This window comes from Amycolatopsis sp. WAC 01416 (assembly GCF_003947485.1).
Lineage (GTDB): Bacteria > Actinomycetota > Actinomycetes > Mycobacteriales > Pseudonocardiaceae > Amycolatopsis.
This window is the reverse complement of sequence record NZ_QHHX01000009.1, coordinates 162,427-181,206: the sequence shown is the minus strand read 5'-3', so window position 1 is coordinate 181,206 and position 18,780 is coordinate 162,427. Positions and strand designations below refer to the sequence as shown.

At 68.8% G+C, this 18,780-nt stretch carries 18 protein-coding genes; 13 read left to right on the top strand and 5 right to left on the bottom strand.

Going from position 1 to position 18,780, the window contains the following annotated elements; translation table 11 throughout:
- The first annotated feature begins 28 nt into the window (after nucleotides 1-28).
- The 3 genes from DL990_RS29590 to DL990_RS29580 are packed head-to-tail and all read left to right on the top strand — an operon-like array spanning nucleotide 29 to nucleotide 2,897.
- Complete coding sequence (locus tag DL990_RS29590; RefSeq protein WP_125784525.1) at nucleotides 29-1,375, top strand: alpha-lytic protease prodomain-containing protein; 1,347 nt, start codon at nucleotides 29-31, stop codon at nucleotides 1,373-1,375.
- Entirely contained in the window at nucleotides 1,360-1,899 is a 540-nt protein-coding gene (locus tag DL990_RS29585; RefSeq protein ID WP_233620616.1) for a sigma factor-like helix-turn-helix DNA-binding protein, read from the top strand. The genes DL990_RS29590 and DL990_RS29585 overlap by 16 nt, the downstream gene beginning before the upstream one ends.
- Nucleotides 1,896-2,897 (top strand): LysR family transcriptional regulator, encoded by a 1,002-nt coding sequence (locus DL990_RS29580; protein WP_125800632.1) that lies wholly within the window; start codon nucleotides 1,896-1,898, stop codon nucleotides 2,895-2,897. Before DL990_RS29585 ends, DL990_RS29580 begins: the two co-directional genes overlap by 4 nt.
- Before the next feature lie 6 nt (nucleotides 2,898-2,903).
- On the opposite strand, the gene DL990_RS29575 is transcribed toward DL990_RS29580, so the two are convergent.
- Both DL990_RS29575 and DL990_RS29570 read right to left on the bottom strand, forming a co-directional pair.
- Nucleotides 2,904-3,149, bottom strand: coding sequence for a hypothetical protein (locus tag DL990_RS29575; RefSeq protein ID WP_125784529.1), 246 nt, complete (start codon nucleotides 3,147-3,149; stop codon nucleotides 2,904-2,906).
- A gap of 913 nt (nucleotides 3,150-4,062) precedes the next feature.
- Nucleotides 4,063-4,629 (bottom strand): ABATE domain-containing protein, encoded by a 567-nt coding sequence (locus DL990_RS29570; protein ID WP_125800631.1) that lies wholly within the window; start codon nucleotides 4,627-4,629, stop codon nucleotides 4,063-4,065.
- An 81-nt stretch (nucleotides 4,630-4,710) separates the two neighbouring features.
- Here DL990_RS29570 and DL990_RS29565 point away from each other — a divergent pair, with 81 nt between their 5' ends.
- Entirely contained in the window at nucleotides 4,711-5,874 is a 1,164-nt protein-coding gene (locus DL990_RS29565; protein ID WP_125800630.1) for an epoxide hydrolase family protein, read from the top strand.
- A 119-nt stretch (nucleotides 5,875-5,993) separates the two neighbouring features.
- Here DL990_RS29565 and DL990_RS29560 read toward each other — a convergent pair whose 3' ends face one another.
- Complete coding sequence (locus DL990_RS29560; protein ID WP_125800629.1) at nucleotides 5,994-7,001, bottom strand: hydroxyacid dehydrogenase; 1,008 nt, start codon at nucleotides 6,999-7,001, stop codon at nucleotides 5,994-5,996.
- Nucleotides 7,002-7,183: 182 nt separating this feature from the next.
- Between DL990_RS29560 and DL990_RS29555 the strand changes: the two genes are divergently transcribed.
- The 9 genes from DL990_RS29555 to DL990_RS29515 all read left to right on the top strand — a co-directional run bounded on the left by DL990_RS29555 (nucleotide 7,184) and on the right by DL990_RS29515 (nucleotide 16,927).
- Nucleotides 7,184-8,512, top strand: coding sequence for a sugar ABC transporter substrate-binding protein (locus tag DL990_RS29555; protein ID WP_125800628.1), 1,329 nt, complete (start codon nucleotides 7,184-7,186; stop codon nucleotides 8,510-8,512).
- Complete coding sequence (locus tag DL990_RS29550) at nucleotides 8,509-9,465, top strand: carbohydrate ABC transporter permease (protein ID WP_125800627.1); 957 nt, start codon at nucleotides 8,509-8,511, stop codon at nucleotides 9,463-9,465. Before DL990_RS29555 ends, DL990_RS29550 begins: the two co-directional genes overlap by 4 nt.
- Nucleotides 9,462-10,328 (top strand): carbohydrate ABC transporter permease, encoded by an 867-nt coding sequence (locus DL990_RS29545; RefSeq protein WP_125784541.1) that lies wholly within the window; start codon nucleotides 9,462-9,464, stop codon nucleotides 10,326-10,328. Before DL990_RS29550 ends, DL990_RS29545 begins: the two co-directional genes overlap by 4 nt.
- Nucleotides 10,329-10,360: 32 nt before the next feature.
- Nucleotides 10,361-11,662, top strand: coding sequence for an alpha-L-fucosidase (locus tag DL990_RS29540; RefSeq protein WP_125800626.1), 1,302 nt, complete (start codon nucleotides 10,361-10,363; stop codon nucleotides 11,660-11,662).
- A 13-nt stretch (nucleotides 11,663-11,675) separates the two neighbouring features.
- A complete protein-coding gene (locus DL990_RS29535) occupies nucleotides 11,676-13,118 on the top strand; it encodes a polysaccharide lyase 6 family protein (RefSeq protein ID WP_125784545.1) in 1,443 nt (480 codons plus the stop codon).
- A 66-nt stretch (nucleotides 13,119-13,184) separates the two neighbouring features.
- Nucleotides 13,185-14,222 (top strand): LacI family DNA-binding transcriptional regulator, encoded by a 1,038-nt coding sequence (locus DL990_RS29530; RefSeq protein ID WP_125784547.1) that lies wholly within the window; start codon nucleotides 13,185-13,187, stop codon nucleotides 14,220-14,222.
- The gene (locus DL990_RS29525) at nucleotides 14,219-14,980 is read left to right on the top strand and encodes a sugar phosphate isomerase/epimerase (RefSeq protein ID WP_199746656.1); all 762 of its coding nucleotides are present in this window, start codon (nucleotides 14,219-14,221) and stop codon (nucleotides 14,978-14,980) included. The genes DL990_RS29530 and DL990_RS29525 overlap by 4 nt, the downstream gene beginning before the upstream one ends.
- The gene (locus tag DL990_RS29520; RefSeq protein WP_125800625.1) at nucleotides 14,977-15,609 is read left to right on the top strand and encodes an SGNH/GDSL hydrolase family protein; all 633 of its coding nucleotides are present in this window, start codon (nucleotides 14,977-14,979) and stop codon (nucleotides 15,607-15,609) included. The genes DL990_RS29525 and DL990_RS29520 overlap by 4 nt, the downstream gene beginning before the upstream one ends.
- A 16-nt stretch (nucleotides 15,610-15,625) precedes the next feature.
- Nucleotides 15,626-16,927 carry a protein kinase gene (locus DL990_RS29515; RefSeq protein ID WP_125800624.1) on the top strand — a complete coding sequence of 434 codons (1,302 nt, stop codon included), beginning with the start codon at nucleotides 15,626-15,628 and terminating at the stop codon, nucleotides 16,925-16,927.
- 149 nt (nucleotides 16,928-17,076) lie between these two features.
- Here DL990_RS29515 and DL990_RS29510 read toward each other — a convergent pair whose 3' ends face one another.
- Complete coding sequence (locus DL990_RS29510) at nucleotides 17,077-18,129, bottom strand: LacI family DNA-binding transcriptional regulator (RefSeq protein ID WP_125800623.1); 1,053 nt, start codon at nucleotides 18,127-18,129, stop codon at nucleotides 17,077-17,079.
- Nucleotides 18,130-18,774 carry a flavodoxin family protein gene (locus tag DL990_RS29505; protein ID WP_125784555.1) on the bottom strand — a complete coding sequence of 215 codons (645 nt, stop codon included), beginning with the start codon at nucleotides 18,772-18,774 and terminating at the stop codon, nucleotides 18,130-18,132.
- Between the last annotated feature and the right edge of the window lie 6 nt (nucleotides 18,775-18,780).

Genomic DNA, 18,780 nt, shown 5'->3' with positions numbered 1-18,780 from the left:
CCCCGCCACTTTCGAGGAAAGCGCCGACATGAACAGAAAGATCTTAGCCGCCACTGCCGCGGCCATAACCGGGGCAGGCTTGGTCACCGCCATCGCCCTCACCCCCAGTGCGAGCGCCGGTCAGCAAGCCACCGCCGGTGACCAGGCCCAGTCCGAAATGCTGGCCGCGATGGCCCGCGACCTGAAGATCAGCCCCGAGCAGGCCAAGCTCCGGCTCGCGAGCGAACAGCGCGCCGCGGTCGCCGACAACACGCTGAAGAAGCAGCTCGGCACGTCGTACGCCGGATCGTGGCTGGACGGCACCGGGACCACGCTCACCGTGGCGGTCACCGACGCCGCACAGACCGACCTGGTGCGCGCCGCGGGCGCGACCCCGAAGACCGTCGCCCGCAGTGCCACCGATCTCGACGCCGCGAAGCTGCGGCTGGACGCCAAGTCCGGCAAGGCACCGAACACCGTGCCCGGCTGGTTCACCGACGTCACCACCAATTCGATCGTCGTGCTCGCCAACGCCGGCGGAGAGGCCGCCGCGAAGTCGTGGGCGGCCGAGTCCGGCGTGCCGTCCGACCTGGTCCGGGTCGAAGCCAGCACCGAAGACCCGCGCCCGCTGATCGACATCATCGGAGGCAACGCCTACACCTTCGGCTCGGGCCGCTGCTCCATCGGCTTCGCGGTCGAAGGCGGCTTCGTGACCGCCGGACACTGCGGCACGACCGGAACGCGCACCTCGAACCCGAGCGGAAGCGTCGCGGGTTCCAGCTTCCCCGGCAATGACTACGCCTGGGTCCGCGCCGACGCCGGCAACACCCCGCGCCCGCTGGTGAACCGCTACCCGGGCACCGTGCCGGTCGCCGGTTCGACCGAGGCCCCGGTCAACTCCTCGGTGTGCCGCTCCGGCTCCACCACCGGCTGGCACTGCGGCACCATCCTGCAGAAGAACACCTCGGTCACCTACCCCGAGGGCACCATCACCGGCCTGACCCGGACGAACGCCTGTGCCGAGCCCGGTGACTCCGGCGGTTCGTGGATCACCGGCGACCAGGCGCAGGGCGTCACCTCCGGTGGCTCCGGAAACTGCACCTCCGGCGGCACGATCTACTTCCAGCCGGTCACGGAGATCCTGAGCGTCTACAACCTGCGCTTGACGGTCAGCGGGAACCCGCCGTCCAGCACCACCACGACGCCGACCAGGACCACCACCCCGACCAGCCCGACGACCTCGAACCCGCCGGGCGGCACCTGGGCGCCGAACACCTACTACGGCTCCGGCGCGACCGCCAGCTACGGCGGCAGCAACTACCGGGTGATCCAGCCGCACACCTCCCAGCCTGGCTGGGAGCCGCCCAACGTGCCCGCGCTTTGGGAACTCGCCTGACCTGGACCGCCCCCGGCGAACTCACCTCGCCGGGGGCGGCTCCTTCCCCTGACGACGGCGCGGAGGCGGCGGATCTCGAATCCCTCGTCCCCCGCGCCCGCCGCGGTGACCCCGCGGCGACCAACGAGTTGATGAGCATCGTCCAGCCGGTGGTCGCGAACTACTGCCGGCTCCGGCTGGACGGAACCGACGTGCGGGTGATGGCCGCCCGGAAGGTCGCCGCCGCCTTCCGATGGCGAGCACGGGACCGATCGGAGCCCAGGTCCGATCCGCCCGATCGCGCGACGCCCGAGCCCAACGAACCCGAGCGGCAGGCCCTCGCCGCCGACGGCCACGACCGGTTGACGCGGCTGATGAGCAAACTGCCCGGTATCCAGCAGGAGATCCTCCGGTTGCGGATCACCGTCGGCATGACCGCGCCCGAGGCGGGCGCGATCCTGCGGGTGTGCCCCGGCCTGGTCCGGGTCGTCCAGCACCGCGCACTGCACGAACTCCGCACGATCATCGACGAGGACGACCTGTGATCAGCCCCCTGATCGGTCCCGGGGACGGCCATTCCTGGCCCGCGGAGATCGATGTCCGGCATCTGCGCCTTCTCGACGCGATCGCGTCGGCGGGCAGTCTCGCGAAGGCCGCGACCGCGCTCGGGCTCTCGCAGCCGGCGTTGAGCGCACAACTGCACCGGGTCGAGCGGGCCCTGGAGCGGACGGTGTTCGAACGCGACCGGCACGGCATCCACCCCACCGCGCTGGGCGAAGTGCTCCTGAAGCACGCGAAACGGGTCTTGGCCGCGGCGGACGACCTCGAACTGGCGATCCGCCGGTTCCACCGCGCACCGCCCGAAGGCCTGCTCCGGATCGGCGCGTTCCCGACCGTCTTCGCCGAGATGCTGAGTGGCGTGGTCGCCGCGGCCGCACCCGGCCGTCCGGTCGAACTGCTCACGATGACCGGCAGGACCGCGTTGTTCGCCGCGCTTTTCGACAGCACGGTGGAACTGGCGCTGTACGTGGATCACCCCGGCCAGGAGATCGTCCCGCCGGACGGCGTCCACCTGCTTCCCGTCGGAACGGAGCCGGTGTTCGTGATCGTGTCCCCGGACCATCCCGTCGCCGGACGCGGCGAGGTGTCCTTGGCGGAACTCGCCGGATCGGCCTGGCTGACCGCGGCGGGCGCGGACGACGGGTTCCGCGACCACCTGACCGATCAGTGCACCCGCGCCGGCCTCGGTGAGATCACCGTGCGGGAAGTGGAACCGACGGCGCTGTGGCAGGCCGTCCGGAACGATCCCCGCGCGGTGGCGCCGGTCCAGTCCCTCGATTCCGGTACCACGATGCCCGGCCCGGTGGTGGCCCTGCGCGGTGTTCCGCTGAGGACAAGGCATCTCCTGCTGTGGCGCGAAGGCTCACCCATCGACGTCACCACCGTCCGAAGTGGATTGATGCACGCGATCGCCGAACCCGCCGCGATCCGCCACCGTCTTCCCGAGTGGGCGGCGGCGAACCCCGGCTGGCTCGGCACCTGATCCGGCTCAGCGTTGGATGCAGTCGAGGCCGAGACCGAACGCCGTGAGCACATACTGGCAGATGTGCGTCGCGTGTTCTTCGTCGGTTTCCAGGCAACCCACCGGGACGCCCAGCAGGTCGACGGCGCACGACGCGTAGAACTGGTTCGGGTTGCCGGGCACCGGGTCCGCGATGGCTGGCGAGGCGGTGACGGCTCCCGCGGAGACCAAGAACGTGACTGCGGCCGCCAGGGCGGCGATACGTGACTTCATCGTTCTCTCCTTTTCTCCTCGATGCCCGCGTATTCCCCGGATCCGGCCGGTTCACCGGGTTGTCACCGGAAAGTGTCACGGTGACGTGTCGTCCAGGGGTGGCGGCTGTCCGGTGGCGGCCGCCGCACGAGATCCTCGATCAGGAGATGGTCAACTTCGCCAGTTCCGTCCACAGTGGACATAGTGAGGCCCTGGGGGTTCCTTTTGGGCTCGGCACGGGTGGTTTCATGCCGGAATACCAGAACTGGGTGATCTCGCCTGGGCCGAGGTATGCGCCTGCGGCGCGGAACCCGTGACTGCTTTGCGCTGAGGTGTCGCTGTTTCGCGGCGATGGGCCCGGGCCGGTGCCGTCCCCGCTTATCGCCGTTTCGCGGCAACAGAGCTGCCTCACACCGCCGCCGCTGCTCTGGTCTGTCGCCGTTCTGCGGCAACGGGTCGGAGCGGCAATGCCACCAGGCCGGCCACAGTTCTCCGCCCGACCCCATCGCCGCGAAACGGCAAGGGCCCGGGCGCTCATGTCGCCGGTCCGGCCTTGCACCTCCGCGATGCCCGGCCTGTTGCCGTTTCGCGGCAACGGCGGGTGACCGGGTCACGAAGCCGATAGCCCACTATTGCCGTTCAGCGGCGATCAGCCGAGGTGGCCGGGCTCGATGCCGATGCCGCTCGTCGCCGTTTCGCGGCAACAGAGCAGCCAGTCACATCACAAAGCCGGCCTCACACCGCCGCCCGAACCGATTGCCGTTACCCGGCAACGAACTGGAACAGCACCGACCTCGCACGGCCGCCGCTCTTGCCTGTCACCCTTCTTCGGCAACGGCCCGGGCGCTCACGTCACCAGCCCGACCTCACACCGCCACCCGGCCCCGTCGCCATTCCCCGGCAACAGACCCAGCCTCGCCACCCACCGATACGCTCACAGAGAGCTCTTCCGCTGGCTGGCATTGAACCGCGCCTTCTTCTGACGGTTCCCGCATGTGTTCATGTCGCACCATTTGCGGGTGCGGCTTTGGCTGGTGTCGAAGAAGGCGGCTTGACAGGTCGGCGATGCGCACAGGGCCAGTTTTCCGTCGCGTTCGCCTGCGATGATGCTGATCGCGTCGGCGGCGATCACGCTGAGGGCGTCTTCCACGCGGGATGCCGAACCGAGCTGCCATCGCCGCTTGCCTTCGGGCGTCAGGACAGCCGCGGCGCGGCCCTGAGTGCTGTGGTCGTTGATGACCTGGACAGCCGAAGCGGGAAGCGCGTCCTGGAGCGCGCCCGCGGTCGCTGCGGCGTGAATCGACTCCCTCAGTTCTCGAGCGAGTTCGAGCTGGGCGTCGGTGCACGAGTCCACGGCGAGGCCGTTCACCGCCAGCCAGTCGACGAGTCGGGGCGGCGTGGGAATGCGCTCCACGGCGTCACCGCGGCGCTCCGTCAGAGTCGCGGTGAAGCTGGTCGCGAGCACGTTGCCGAGGCGGAAGTCAGGGAACCCAGCAGGCATGGAACCACCTTAGCCGGTTGCACCCAGACCGGAAGAGCTGCTAGAACCGTCTTAGCCGGTTCCACGATGACAGGAGGTCCCATGCCCCGTCCGACCAGCGACGTACAACCATTCGAAGCCCGCGCGTCTGACGCCGAACTCGACGATCTGCGCGCGCGATTGGCCGCGGCGCGGCTACCGGAGCCCGAGACGGTCGATCGCCGATGGGGGCAGGGCGTTCCGCTCGCCGACCTCGTCGATGTCGTGGACTACTGGTGCACCGAATACGACTGGCGATCTTTCGAGAAGCACCTCGACCGGATCGGTCAGTTCCGCACGACCGTCGACGGCCTGGGTATCCACTTCCTGCACCGCCGGTCCGCCCGCGCGGACGCCGTTCCCCTGGTCTTGACGCACGGCTGGCCGGGCAGCATCGCCGAATTCGTCGATGTGGTGGATGAACTGGCGAACCCCGAGAACCCGGACGCGCCGGCGTTCCACGTCGTGGTGCCCTCGCTACCCGGCTTCGGTTACAGCGACAAGCCGGCCACCACCGGATGGGGCACCGAGAAGATCGCGGCCGCTTGGGTGGAGCTGATGGGCAGGCTCGGCTACGACAGGTTCACCGCCCACGGCGGCGACTGGGGCGGCAATATCACCACGGTTCTCGGCGGCCGTTTCCCGGCGCACGTCCTCGGCATCCACACGACGTTCGCGGAGGGGCCGCCCGGGCTGACCACGGACGGGCTGACGGCGATCGAGCGCGAGTGGACCGAGGAAACCCACGATTTCTGGCATCACCGCGCGGCGTACGCGAAGCAGCAGGCGACCAGGCCGCAGACCATCGGTTACTCGCTCGTCGACTCACCGGTCGGGCTTCTCGCCTGGATCCTCGACAAGTTCGCCGAGTGGTCCGACACCGAGGACAGCCCGTTCGAGACGATCTCCCGGGACCGTGTCCTCGACGACGTCACCCTGTATTGGCTGACCCGGACCGGCGCGTCGTCGGCCCGCATCTACTACGAAAGCCACAACTCGCTCGATCCCGATCTCCGGGTCGACGTCCCGTCGGCGATCACCGTCTATCCCCGCGACATCGAGAAGTATCCGCGCCCCTGGGCGCAGGAGCGGTACCGCCAGATCGTCCGATGGAGGTCACCCGAAACCGGGGGCCATTTCCCGTCGCTGGAGGTGCCCGGGTACTTCGTCAAAGATCTGCAGGAGGGCCTCACGGCCGTGTTGACCGCCAGTCGGCACGCGGTATAGGGCGTTATACGACCTGACGCAACCTCACGCCGAGCCGCGCCCTTCTCCGCGGGAGCGCTGTCGCCGTGTCCTGGCAGGTCGACGGCCAGAACGCGGACCGATCTCTCGAACTGCGAGCATCACGCCCGCAAGTGCGCCCGGTCCGGTGCGACGGCGTACTGAAGCGGCTCCCCGAGCACGAACCGCCGAAGCTCCCGCGTGACGAGTTCGCCCATCCGGGCGCGTTCGGCGCCCAGCGCGCCGGCCAGATGGGGGGTGAGCACCACGTTCGGCAGCGTGTACAGCGGCGAGTCCGGCTCGGGCGGTTCGGGCCAGGTGACGTCGAGGATCGCCGTGAGGTCCGGGCGCTCGCGCAGCACCGGGATCACCGACGGTTCGTCGACGACGGCGCCGCGGGCGGTGTTGATCAGGGTCGCGCCGATGCCCATCCTGGCCACCAGCTCCCCGTTCACCAGTCCTTCGGTCTCCGGAAGCAGCGGCGCGTGCAGGCTGACCACGGGGCAGGTGGCGAACAGTTCGTCCAGACCCACCAGCCGCACGCCGAGTCCGGCGGCGGTCGCCGGGTCGACGACGGGGTCGCTCGCGAGCACGTCCACGTCGAAACCGCGCAAATGCGACGCGACGAGAGCACCGATCTCGCCGAGGCCCAGGAGGCCGACCCTGGACCGGTAGGCACCGGCGACCCTCGGGTCGGGCGGATAGGCCCGCCGCTCCCGGATCTCGCGGGAGATCCGGTGTACCTGCTTGAGTCCTAAGAGGACTTGGGCCAGGGTGAACTCGGCGACCGGGACGGCGCCCGCCGCCGCGGCGGACACGATCGGCAGCTCGCGCGCCCAGAACTCGGGGGTGGTCAGCGGCCGGACCGATCCGGCGGCGACGAGTACCGCGCGCAGGTCCGCCGCGTGTCCCAAGAGGACGGAGTCCAGCACCGGGGCACCCCAGCCGGACAACAGGATTTCGACGCCTTCCAGTGCCGCCGGATCCTCCGCCAGCCGCTCGCGGGTGAGCGGCTCACGCAGGTCCACCAGCGTGCCGATCTCCTTCAGCACCGCCTCGGGGTAAACGTCGTCGCGGCGGCGTTCCTCCATCACGAGAAGTGCCGTCGGCCGGTGTTGCAGCTCGGTCATCCCTACCTCCGTCGGCGACCATACATCGGATGCTTTCCCCGGTCCACGCGCGGCAAGGCCCACGCAGGGGCAAACCCTGCCGATTGAAATTCGTAATCATCGGACCATTGACCTCAGGTCGGGAAAGCGCTTACCGTCCCCTGCGGAGTAGACAGCGTGGTCCACAGTGAACAGGAGATGCGATGCGGAAATCGCGGTGGATCGGCGTGGGACTCACTGTCTCAGCGCTGGTCCTTTCGGGCTGCTCGGCAGGCCCCGCCGGAACGAACGTCGCGCAGGACACCAAGGCGCCCTTGGAACTGTGGACCCGGACGACTCCCGGCGGCGCCGGCGAGCAGGCCACCAAACGGCTCGCGGAAGCCTTCGAGAAGGCCACCGGGTTCAAGGTGCAGGTCACCGCGATCTTCGACGACTTCGAGACGAAGCTGGCCCAGCGCGCCGCCCAGCGCGACCTGCCGGACATCGTGATGAACGACGTCACGCAGGTCGGCACGCTGAAGAGCCAGGGTCTCGTGCGCGAGATCGAACAGGGCAAGATCAAGCACGCCGCCGAGCTGACCGAGCAGGCGTTGAAGTCCAACCAGACCCCGGACGGCAAGCTGTACGGCCTGCCCTACAGCGCGCAGGCTTCGGCGCTGCTGATCCGCAAGGACTGGCGCGAGAAGCTCGGCAAGAGCGTGCCGCAGAGCTGGCCGGAGCTCGTCGACCTCGCCAAGGCGTTCACCACCGGTGACCCCGACGGCAACGGCAAGAACGACACCGCGGGCCTCAACGCGACGCTGTCGACCAAGCGGGGCTACGCCTCCTGGTACTTCTCCAACTTCCTGTGGGCCGCGGGCGGCGACTTCATCACCGAGGCCGGGGGCGGCAAGTACAAGCCGTCGATGAGCACGCCCGAATCCGTCGCCGCGGTGCAGTGGTTCCGCGACCTCGGCTGCAAGGACAACGTGATCCAGCCCGGTTCGGTCACCATGCCGACCCCGGCGACCAACGAGACCTTCGAGGCGGGCAAGGCCGGGATGTACGTCGTCGGCCCGTATCTGCTGCCGCGTTTCGACAAGGCACTCGGCAAGGACAAGTACGAGGTCGTCCCGATGCCGCAGGGCGCCAAGAACGCCGACGTGCTCGCCGAGGGCCTGTCGATCTACATGATGGCAGGCTCGCCGAACCAGGCCGGGCAGGACGCCTTCGGTGACTTCGCGATCTCGGCCGACGGCCAGAAGATCGGCATGGAGGGCGATTCTGCCTTCATCGTGCAGCTCCCGGTGAACAAGAACATCGACATCAGCCAGGTCCGGCCCGACCCGCGTTGGAAGACCTACGCCGAGATCTATGCCAAGTCCGGCCACTACGCGCCGTCCATCCCGAACTGGACGCCCGTCCGCCAGGACACCGCCGACACGGTCAGCGCGCTCATCGCCGACTGCAAGCTCGACACCAAGGCGGAACTGGCGAAACTCGACACCAAGCTCACCGCGACCTTGCAGCAACAGGGGATCAGCGCGTCATGACCGTAGATCACGCCAAGCCGGCGGCCGTCGGCGCGGACCGTCCCGCTGCCAAGCGGGCGCCCGCGCCGAAGGCCCGCAGGCGCAGCGACCGCGACGGGAAGTGGTGGACGCCGTGGCTGTTCCTGGCCCCCGCCCTGATCCTGTTCGTGTACTTCAAGTTCATCCCGATGATCACCGCGGTGACGATGTCCTTCCAGGACGTCCAGCCGTACCTCGGCAACCAGTGGGTCGGCGGGCAGAACTACAGCACCGTCCTCGGTGACGAGGCGTTCCACTCCGCCATCTGGCACACCGTGGTCATCGCGGTCGGGCAGACGGTCGGGTCGATGGTCATCGGCCTCGCGCTCGCCCTGTTCATGGAGGGCCAGAGCAAACGGCTGAAGTTCCTGCGGTCGGCGGCGTTCCTGCCGGTGGTCGTGCCGATCGCGGTGGTCGCCGAACTCTGGCGGATCATGTACCACCCGACCGAGGACGGGATGCTGAACTCCATCCTCGGCATGGTCGGGCTTGGCCCGTCGGGCTTCATCAACGATCCCGACACGTCGATGATCTCGGTCATCGTCACCGGCATCTGGCGCGGCGCGCCGTACGACATGATGATCTTCCTCGCCGGACTGGCCGGAATCGACAGGGGCCTCTACGAAGCGGCCACTGTGGACGGTGCCTCCCGCTGGCGCAAGATCCTCCACGTGACGCTGCCGGGCCTGCGGTCGGTGTTCTCGATCCTGTTCGTGCTCGCGGCGATCCGCGGCCTGCGGGTGTTCACCGAGGTGTTCCTGCTGACCAACGGCGGGCCGAACGGCTCGACGGAAGTCGCGATGACCCTGATCTACAAACTCGGCCTGGAACAGAACCGGCTGGGCGTCGGCGCGGCGGGTGCGGTCCTGCTGTTCCTCGCGACGCTCGTGCTGACGCTGTTCGTCCAGGTGCTCCGACGGAGGCGAGACGCATGACCGCGGCCAACGATTCGGCACTCGGCCTCGACGCCGTCAAATCGCCGGGCGGACGGATCCTGAAGTTCGTCCTGTACACCCTGCTGCTCCTGGTGTTCGCCGGGCCGTTGCTGGCGCTGCTGGTCAGCGCGTTCAACAACGTCTCCGATCCGACTGCGCTGAGCGTCGTCCCGTCGAGCCCGACCCTGGACAACTTCGGCATCGCGTTCGACCTCGGCGTCGGGATGTACCTGCTCAACTCGTTCCTGGTGGTCGGCTTCGGCCTGCTGCTGCAGGTCATCGTCTCGGTGCTGGCCGGTTACGCGCTGGCGCGCAAGAAGTTCCGGTTCATGACCTTCGTGCTGGTCGCGATCCTGGCGACGCTGATGCTGCCGGAGGAGATCCTCGCGATCCCGCTGTCGTTGATCCTCTCGGATCTGCCGCTGGTGCACTTCAACCTGATCGGCAGCCTCGCCGGGATGATCGTGCCGCTGGGCGCGTGGGCCTTCTCGATCCTGGTGATGACCGAGTTCATGAAGGACGTCCCCCGCGAACTCGAGGAGGCCGCGCGGATCGACGGCGCCGGCGATCTGCGGATCTTCGCGCAGATCATCCTCCCGATGTGCAAGCCCGCGCTCGGCGTGATCGGGGTCTTCGGCTTCACGATGATCTGGGACCAGTACCTGCTGCCCCTGCTCGTGTCGACCGACGCCTCGACCTACACCCTGCCGCTGGCCCTGCGGACACTGCGGATCGACACGAACGTCACGCCGGGCGTGATCATGGCGGCGTCGCTGCTGGCGCTGCTCCCCTCGGTCGCCGCGTTCCTGTTCTTCCAGCGTTCGTTCGTCCGCGGCCTCGCCTCGGGCGCACTCAAGGGCTGACTCACCAAAGACAATCAAGGAGCGATCCTGAAGTGAGTTCCACCGCCTGGTTCACCCACGACCGGTTCGGGATGTTCGTCCACTGGGGACTGTATTCGCTGGCCGCCCGGCACGAATGGGTGCAGAACCGCGAAAAGCTGACCGACGAGCAGTACCGGGTCTACTTCGACCACTTCGAGCCGGACAAGTACGACCCGCGGTCCTGGGCACGGGCCGCGAAGGCCGCGGGCATGACCTACGTCGTACTGACCACCAAGCACCACGACGGTTTCTGCCTGTGGGACAGCGATCTCACCGACTTCAAGGTGACGAACACGCCCTACGGCAAGGATCTGCTCGGCCCGTTCGTCGATGCCTGCCGCGAAGAAGGCTTGAAGGTCGGCTTCTACCACTCGCTGATCGACTGGCACCACCCCGCGTTCCCCGTCGACGGCACCCATCCCCGCCGTGACGACGCGGAGTACATCGCGGCGCACCAGTACGCCGACATCGCCGAGTACCAGCTCTACCTGCACGGTCAGGTCCGTGAGCTGCTCACCCGCTTCGGCACGATCGACTACCTGTTCTTCGACTTCTCGTACCAGGGCCGCAAGGAATGGTGGGGCGGCAAGGGACCGGACGACTGGGACTCCCCCGGCCTGCTCGCGCTGGTCCGCGAACTCCAGCCTGGCATCCTGGTCAACGACCGCGCCGGGATCCCCGGCGACTTCATCACCCCGGAGCAGTACCAGCCGTCCGGCCCGATGACCCGCGACGGCGTCCCCGTGGTGTGGGAGGCGTGCCAGACGCTGAACGGCAGCTGGGGTTACGACCGCGACAACCTCGACTACAAGAGCCCCGAACTGCTGATCCGGATGCTGGTCGACGGCGTGTCCAAGGACGGCAACCTGCTGCTCAACGTCGGCCCGAACGGCCGGGGCGAGATCGACCCGCGGGCGCTCGAGGTGCTCGCCGAACTCGGCCGCTGGATGGACCGGCACGAACGCGCCATCCGCGGCTGCGGTCCCGCCGGGTTCACCGCCCCCGCGGACGGCCGCTACACCCAGCGCGGAGACCGGCTGTACCTGCATCTCTTCAGCTGGCCGATGAACCACGTGCACCTGCCAGGGCTCGCCGGGCGCGTGCGCTACGCCCAGCTGCTCGACGACGCCTCGGAAATCCGGCAGGTGCACACGGATCCCGGGCAGACCGCGCAGAACACCCAGATGGGCGGGCAGCCGGAAGGCACGCTCACCCTCAAGCTCCCCATCCGGAAACCGGACACCCCGGTCCCGGTGATCGAACTGTTCCTCAGCGAACAAAGCCCCGCCGCCGAAACCCTCCCCACCGATTGAGCACGGAGGCATCATGGATCGCAGAAGGTTCCTCAGCGGCGCCACCCTCGGCGCCGCGCTGATCACCGTCCCCTGGGTCACCGCGGGCACGGCGTCGGCCAAACCGCAGGGGCTGTGCGCGCTGAACGTCAGTTCGCTGACCGAACTGCAGAACGCGATCAACAAGGCAGGCCCCGGTGCCGTCATCACCGTGAACAACGGCACCTACACCGTGCCCACGGGCAAGCCGATCAGCATCAAGGGCAGGCGCGGCACGAAGGACCAGCCGATCACCATCGTCGCCCAGTCCCGCGGCGGGGTGACGCTCAACGGTGAGCAGAGCTTCGTCTTCGACGACTCCACCGGCGTCACGATCAGCGGGTTCAAGTTCCGCCAGAGCACCACGCTGGAGATCCCGGCGAACTGCTCGCGGATCCGGCTGACCCGCAACGATCTCCAGTTCGCCGACCTCCCCGACCTGCACTGGGTGATGGTCCGCGCCGACAACAGCAAGATCGACCGCAACCACTTCCACCACAAGACGACACTCGGCGTCATGCTCTGCATCGAGGGTGCGGACGAGGACAAGATGGCGGCGGACGTCGAAGTCTTCCGGAACTACTTCTCCGACCACACCTTCCCCGGTGACAACGGCGGCGAGCCGATCCGGCTCGGCGTCAGCCCCCGCGCGCTCACCACCGCCGGCGCCAAGATCGAGTTCAACCTGTTCGAACGCGCGAACGGCGACCCGGAGGCGATCTCGGTCAAGTCGTCGGGCAACTTCATCCGCAACAACACCATCCGGAACAGCAAGGGCGGCATCGTGCTCCGCCACGGAAACAAGACCCTCGTCGAATCCAACTTCATCCTCGGCGGCAAGGAAGGCATCCGGATCTACGGCAACGACCACAAGATCCTCAACAACTACGTCGCCGGAGTGTCCGGCAGCGCGCTGGTCGTCGGCAGCGGCAGCGTCCGCGACCACTTCCCTGGTGAGTCAAAGGAATCACGGCGCGGCAACGACGCGGCGGACCGCGTGCTCATCGCGCACAACACGCTGCTGAACAACAGCGGCACACTCGCCGGCGAGACCAAACGGACGATCGAACCGCGCGACTGCACGATTTCGGACAATCTCTTCGTCGGCAGCAACGGTGACCTGGTCGCGATGAGCACCACGGGCAACTTCACGTGGTCGGGCAACATCCTGTGGGGCTCGGGCGGGAACGGCAACATCCCGGCCGGCACCTTCCGCCGGGTCGACCCGAAGCTCGTGCAGGGCAGCGACGGTGTCTCGCGGCTCGCCGCGGGCAGCCCCGCGATCGACGCGGCGACCCTGTCGACCGCGCCGGTCACGCTGGACATCGACGGCCAGGCTCGCGGCAGTTTGCGTGACGTCGGTGCCGACGAGTACTCGACGGCCGCCATCGCCAACCGGCCGCTCACCACCGCGGACGTCGGCCCCGGCGCTCCGTAGCGAACCGGGCTCACGCCGGCGTCAGCCCACGCCGGCGTGAGCCCACCGCACGATCGAGGAGGAACCATGCCGCAGCGCGCCGCGGGTTCGGCTACCCTGGCCGATGTCGCCCGTGAGGCGGGCGTGTCGCTCGCGACGGCGTCGAGGGCGCTCAACGGCGGCACCAGACAGGTCAGCGGAACGCTGCGCGAATCGGTACTGCGGGCCGCGGAACGGTTGCAGTACACGGCGAACGTGCCCGCGCAGGCGATGGCCCGCGGCCGCGGCAACGTCGTCGGGCTGCTGGTGCACGACATCGTCGACCCCTACTTCTCCTCGATCGCGTCCGGGGTGATGCGCGTGGCGGCGCGGCACGGGCTGACCGTCACCATCGCGAGCACGGAAAACCATCCGGAGAAGGAACTCGAGTACGTCACCACGTTGCGCGGGCAACGGGCGCGAGCGGTCATCCTGGCCGGGTCGCGTAACGAAGACAGTGCCCTGCAACGGAATCTGACCAAGGAACTCAAGGCGTTCGAGGCCGCCGACGGTCAAGTCGTCGTGATCGGCCAGCGGAAACTGCCGTTCGACACCGTCATGCTGGAGAACCGGGCCGGGGCGGCGGATCTGGCGGACAACCTCGCCGCGCTCGGGCATCGGGACTTCCTCGTGCTCGCCGGGCCGCCCGGCCTGCTGACGTCGCGGGATCGCGTACTCGGCTTCCGTGACGGACTCGCCCGGCACGGCGTCCCCCTGCCCGAGAACCACGTGCTGCGCGCGGAATTCACCCGCGACGGCGGCTACGCGGCGATGGTGCGTGCGATCGAGAACGGCTTCCGCGGCTGTGTTTTCGCGGTCAACGACGTGATGGCCGTCGGTGCGATGGCCGCCTGCCGCGACCGCGGGCTGCTGGTCCCCGCGCAGATCGCGATCGCCGGCTTCGACGACATTATTACCTTGCGCGACATAAGGCCTTCGCTGTCGACTGTGCGGGTGCCGATCGAGCGTATGGGCGAACAGGCGCTCGATTTCATCCTCGACGACCGCGCGGCCGGTCCTCGTGTCAAGCCGATCACCGGTGAGGTCGTGCTGCGCGAAAGCACTCAACCGTTGGAGGGAAAATGATCCGCCCGGGACTGTGTTCGGTGACGCTGCGGCGGCTGGACGCCGACGAGGTCGCGCGCCGTGCCGAGAAAGCGGGGCTGCGGGTGATCGAGTGGGGCGCCGACGTCCACGTGCGCCCTGACGACGACTGGGCGGCCGAGCGCGCGTTCGAAGCCATGGCACGGCACGGGCTGACCTGCGACTCCTACGGTTCCTACTTCCGCGCCACCCCGGCCGAAGCCGGGAAGTTCGGCGAGATCGCCGCCACCGCGGTCCGGCTCGGCGCCTCGCGGATCCGCGTGTGGGCCGGCAAAGCGGGCTCCGAGGACGTCGACCCCGACGAACGCGCGCAGGTCGTCACCGGTCTCCGCGAGGCCGCCGACGTCGCGAACGACCACGGTCTGGAGGTCGCGCTGGAATTCCACGGCGGGACACTGACCGACACCGCGGAATCGACCGTCCGGCTGCTCGAAGAGGTCGGCCGCGACAATCTCGGCACCTACTGGCAACCGCCGCAGGACCTGCCGGACGACCAGGCGCTCGCGGGACTGGAACTGGTGCTCGACCACGTGCGCGCGGTGCACGTCTTCTCGTGGTGGCCCAGCAACGAGCGGCATCCGCTGACCTTCCGGGCGGACCTGTGGACGAGGGCGTTCGGCCTGCTCGCGAAGACCGGGCGGCAGCTTGACGCACTGCTGGAATTCGTCCCGGACAACGATCCGGACCTGATCCCCGGTGAGGCCGACTCGCTGCGGAAGCTGATCGAGGCGGCCGCGTGAGGTTCACCGAAGCCGACAGGTTGCTCTTCGCCGGCGACTCCATCACCGACTCCAGCCGCGATCGCACCGATCCGGCGTCGCTGGGCAAGGGTTATGTCCGGCAGATCGCGGATCTCCTCGGTGACGGGCCGGAAGTGATCAACCGGGGCATCAACGGCAACCGGATCTACGACCTCGAAGCCCGCTGGACCACCGACGTCCTCGCGGCGCGTCCGACGGTGCTGACGGTGAAGATCGGCATCAACGACACCTGGCGGACCTTCGACCGCGGCCTGCCGAGCCCGATCGACAAGTTCCGCGCCGCCTACACCCGGCTGCTGGCCGACGCTCGGCAGCACCTGCCTGCCGAGTTGTACGTGATCACGCCGTTCCTGCTACCGGTGGAGCCGGAGCACCATGACTGGGTGGCCGATCTGGCACCTCGGATCGAAGTCGCGCTGGAAGTGGCCACCGAATTCGGCGCGCGGCTGATCCGCGCGGATCTGTTCATGCCGCGCGCGGCGGCCGAACACGGGGCGGCGACACTGGCCCCGGACGGCGTCCACCCCAGCCCGCTCGGCCACCGCCTGCTCGCCGAGGCCTGGCTCGCGACGGCCGGTTCGCCGGTCGAGGAGGCCAAGCTTTCTTAACGGATACAGTTGCCCCGTGAACCGGAACGCCATCATCGCCGGTCGTTACCGGCTGGAGCACAAGGTCGGCCGGGGCGCGATGGGCGTGGTGTGGCAGGCGCGGGACGAGCGGCTCGACCGCACGGTCGCGGTCAAACAGCTGCTGCCGGACAACTCGCCGGGTGACGCGCCGTTCCGGTCGATCGTGCGCGCGATGCGGGAGGCCCGGGTCGCCGCGCGGCTCAAGCATCCGCACGCCGTCACCGTCTACGACGTCGTCGAACAGGACGGAACCCCTTATCTGATCATGGAGTTCCTGTCGTCGCGGCCGCTGACGGAACTCCTCGCGGACGACGGCCCGCTCCCAGCGGGCCGGGTGGCGGAACTCGGCGCGCAGATCGCCTCGGCGCTGGCCGCCGCGCACGAGGACGGCATCCTGCACCGGGACGTCACCCCCAACAACATCCTGATCACCGAGGACGGGCAAGCGAAGATCGCCGACTTCGGCCTGTCCCACGCCACGGGCGAAGGGACGATGACCGGCGACGGTCTCGTCGTCGGCACACCCGCGTTCCTCTCCCCCGAGGTCGCCGACGGCGAGGAGCCCGGCTATCCGTCGGACGTGTTCTCCCTCGGCTCCACGCTGTACACCGCGCTGGAAGGCGCGCCGCCGTTCGGCACCGACGGCAACCAGATCGCCCTCCTCAAACGAGTCGCCCGCGGCGAGATCACCGCGCCGCGGTCCACCGGCCCGCTCACGGACGTCCTGCTGCGGATGCTCCGGCGCGATCCACTGGAACGGCCGGACATGGCCGAAGCCGAGCGGATGCTCGCCGCCGTCGCCGACGGCCGTCCGGCGATCCTGTCCGGCACCAAACGGCTTCCCGCGCCCACTCGTCGTTCACGCCTGCCGTTCGCCATCGCGGGCGGTGTGGTCGTGGCGAGCGGTGTGCTGGCAGGCGTCCTCCTGTTCGACGGCGACGCGCCCGAGGCTCCGCAGGCGGCACCGATCGAGCCCACTCCCACCGCGAAACCGGTGTGCGAAGCGCGGTACGAGGTGGCCAATCGCTGGCCCGGCGGCTCGGAGATCCGCGTGTCCGTGCGGAACTCCCAGGACACCCGGCTCACCGGCTGGGAGGTCAGCTGGACCCTGCCGCCCGGCACCCGCATCGCCAATCTGTGGAACGGTTCCCTGGCACAGGACGGCGATCGCGTGCGGGTGTCCGAAGCCGACTGGAACGCGGTCCTCCCCGCCGGCGGGACGACCACCTTCGGCTTCATCGCGACCACCGGCGAAGACGGCGGGGACACGCCGGTCGCGGAGTGCCGGAGTTCTTAGCGGTGGGGGTTGGCGTCCTTCAGGTACTTCAAGCGGACAAGGCGTCGGCACCGTGCCGGTCTCGACCGTCCATAAAGGACACCTTCGAGACAGCGGTGCCTGATTTGGGCCGAACTTTGCGCGGGGGGTCGTGAGTGACGATTCGGGTTCTAACCCTCATTGCCACTCACGACCCCCCCGCGCCGAGGAACGGTGGATTCCCGCGCGTTCAAACGCACGGCGACTTCGATCCGGCGCGGCTCGCCGTCGGACGCCTTCCCCTCGATGAGGTCCATCAACGCCGTGGCCGCGCGGCCGCCCACCTCGCGGGGATACACGAACATGCCGGTTACCTGCGGTGAGGTGAGCCGGAGCGATCCGCTGTCGACCGCACTGCAGATCCCGAGCGCGCCGGGCACCGCGAGCCTGCGGCGACGGGCCTCGTGGAGGACGCCGAGGGCGAGGTTCTCCGACGTCGTGAACACGGCGTCGGGGCACACCCGCCGGTCGAGCAGCCTGCCCAGCGCCTCCGCCGTGCCTTCGGTGGTCGGCGGTTCGTCGATCTCGGCCACCATCGGCTCCAGGCCCCGGGCCTCCATCCAGCCCCGGTATCCCGCGACCAGGTCCGCCGCGTAGGAGCGGCGGGTGTCGGTGGTGATCATCGCCGGACGCTCGTAACCGTTGTCCGCCAAGTGATCCAGCATCAGCCGCGCGGCCGCGACCAGGTCGTTGTCGACGACGACCGGCACCGGGCACGGCGCCGCCATCGGGCGTCCGACGGTAACCAGCGGCCGGTCACGGCACCAGCCGGTCGCGAAGAACGGCTCGTCCCCACGGGGATCCACCAGGATCGCGCCGTCGACGGCGAAGGCGTTCAGCCGGTCGAGGTCGGCTTCCCTCGGCGTCAGGAGCAAGGCGTACGACCGTTTCGACGCCACTTCGGCCGCCCCGTTGAGGACTTCGAGGAAGTAGTCCGAGTTGGGCACGAGCGCGCACGCGCTGCCGGCGTCGACCGAGTTCGCGAGCTGGATCGCCAAGGTGCGGCTGCGCCGGGTGACCAGCTGCTGTGCGTGCACACTGGCCTGGTAGCCGAGTTCGGCCGCCGCCCGCGCGACGCGCTGCCGGGTCTCTTCGGAGATCCGGCCCTGCCCGCTCAGCACATGCGAGACGGTGGTGATCGAGACCCCCGCGGCCGCGGCGACGTCACGGATGGTCGGCGACACTCAGGCCTCCACGGGCGGTCCCCAAACGCGGTTCGGCCGGTCGGTGTCCAGCCGATAGTCGGTGACGTTGGCGTCGCCCAGCCTACGTCCGAGGTCCGCCGCGGCCTCCAGCGGCCGGGCGGGATCGCACTCCACCTCGCCCCGGCTGTTGCCGACCCCGACCACGATCCCGGCGAGGTCCTGCCGCAGGTACCGGGCGAGTTCCTGGAACTGGGCTTCGAGCCCGAGTGTCGCGCCGCGGTAGCTCTCCTCGCAGGAGATCAGCACGGCGGCGCGTTTGTGCATCAGCCCGGGCACGACTTCGGCGGTATGCGGCGAACTGCCGGAGGTGTAGCAGAAAAGCCGGTCGAAGAAGGACTTCAGCCGACCGGTCATGCCGTACCAGTGCAGTGGTGTCGCGTAGACGATCGCGTCCGCCGGGAGCACGTGGTCGAACAGCAGTCGCTCGTAGCCGTCCGCGATGCCGCAGGACCGGTCGCTCAGCCGGCAGTCGCGACAGTCCCCCAGCGGCGACTCGACGAAATCGGAAAGGCGGACGAAGCCGACCGCGTGTCCCGCTTCCTCCGCCCCTTTGGCCAGAGCCTGGGCGAGGGCCCAGGAATTGCCCTCACGACGCGGACTCGAATCGAGCACCAAGACCTTCACGTGGTT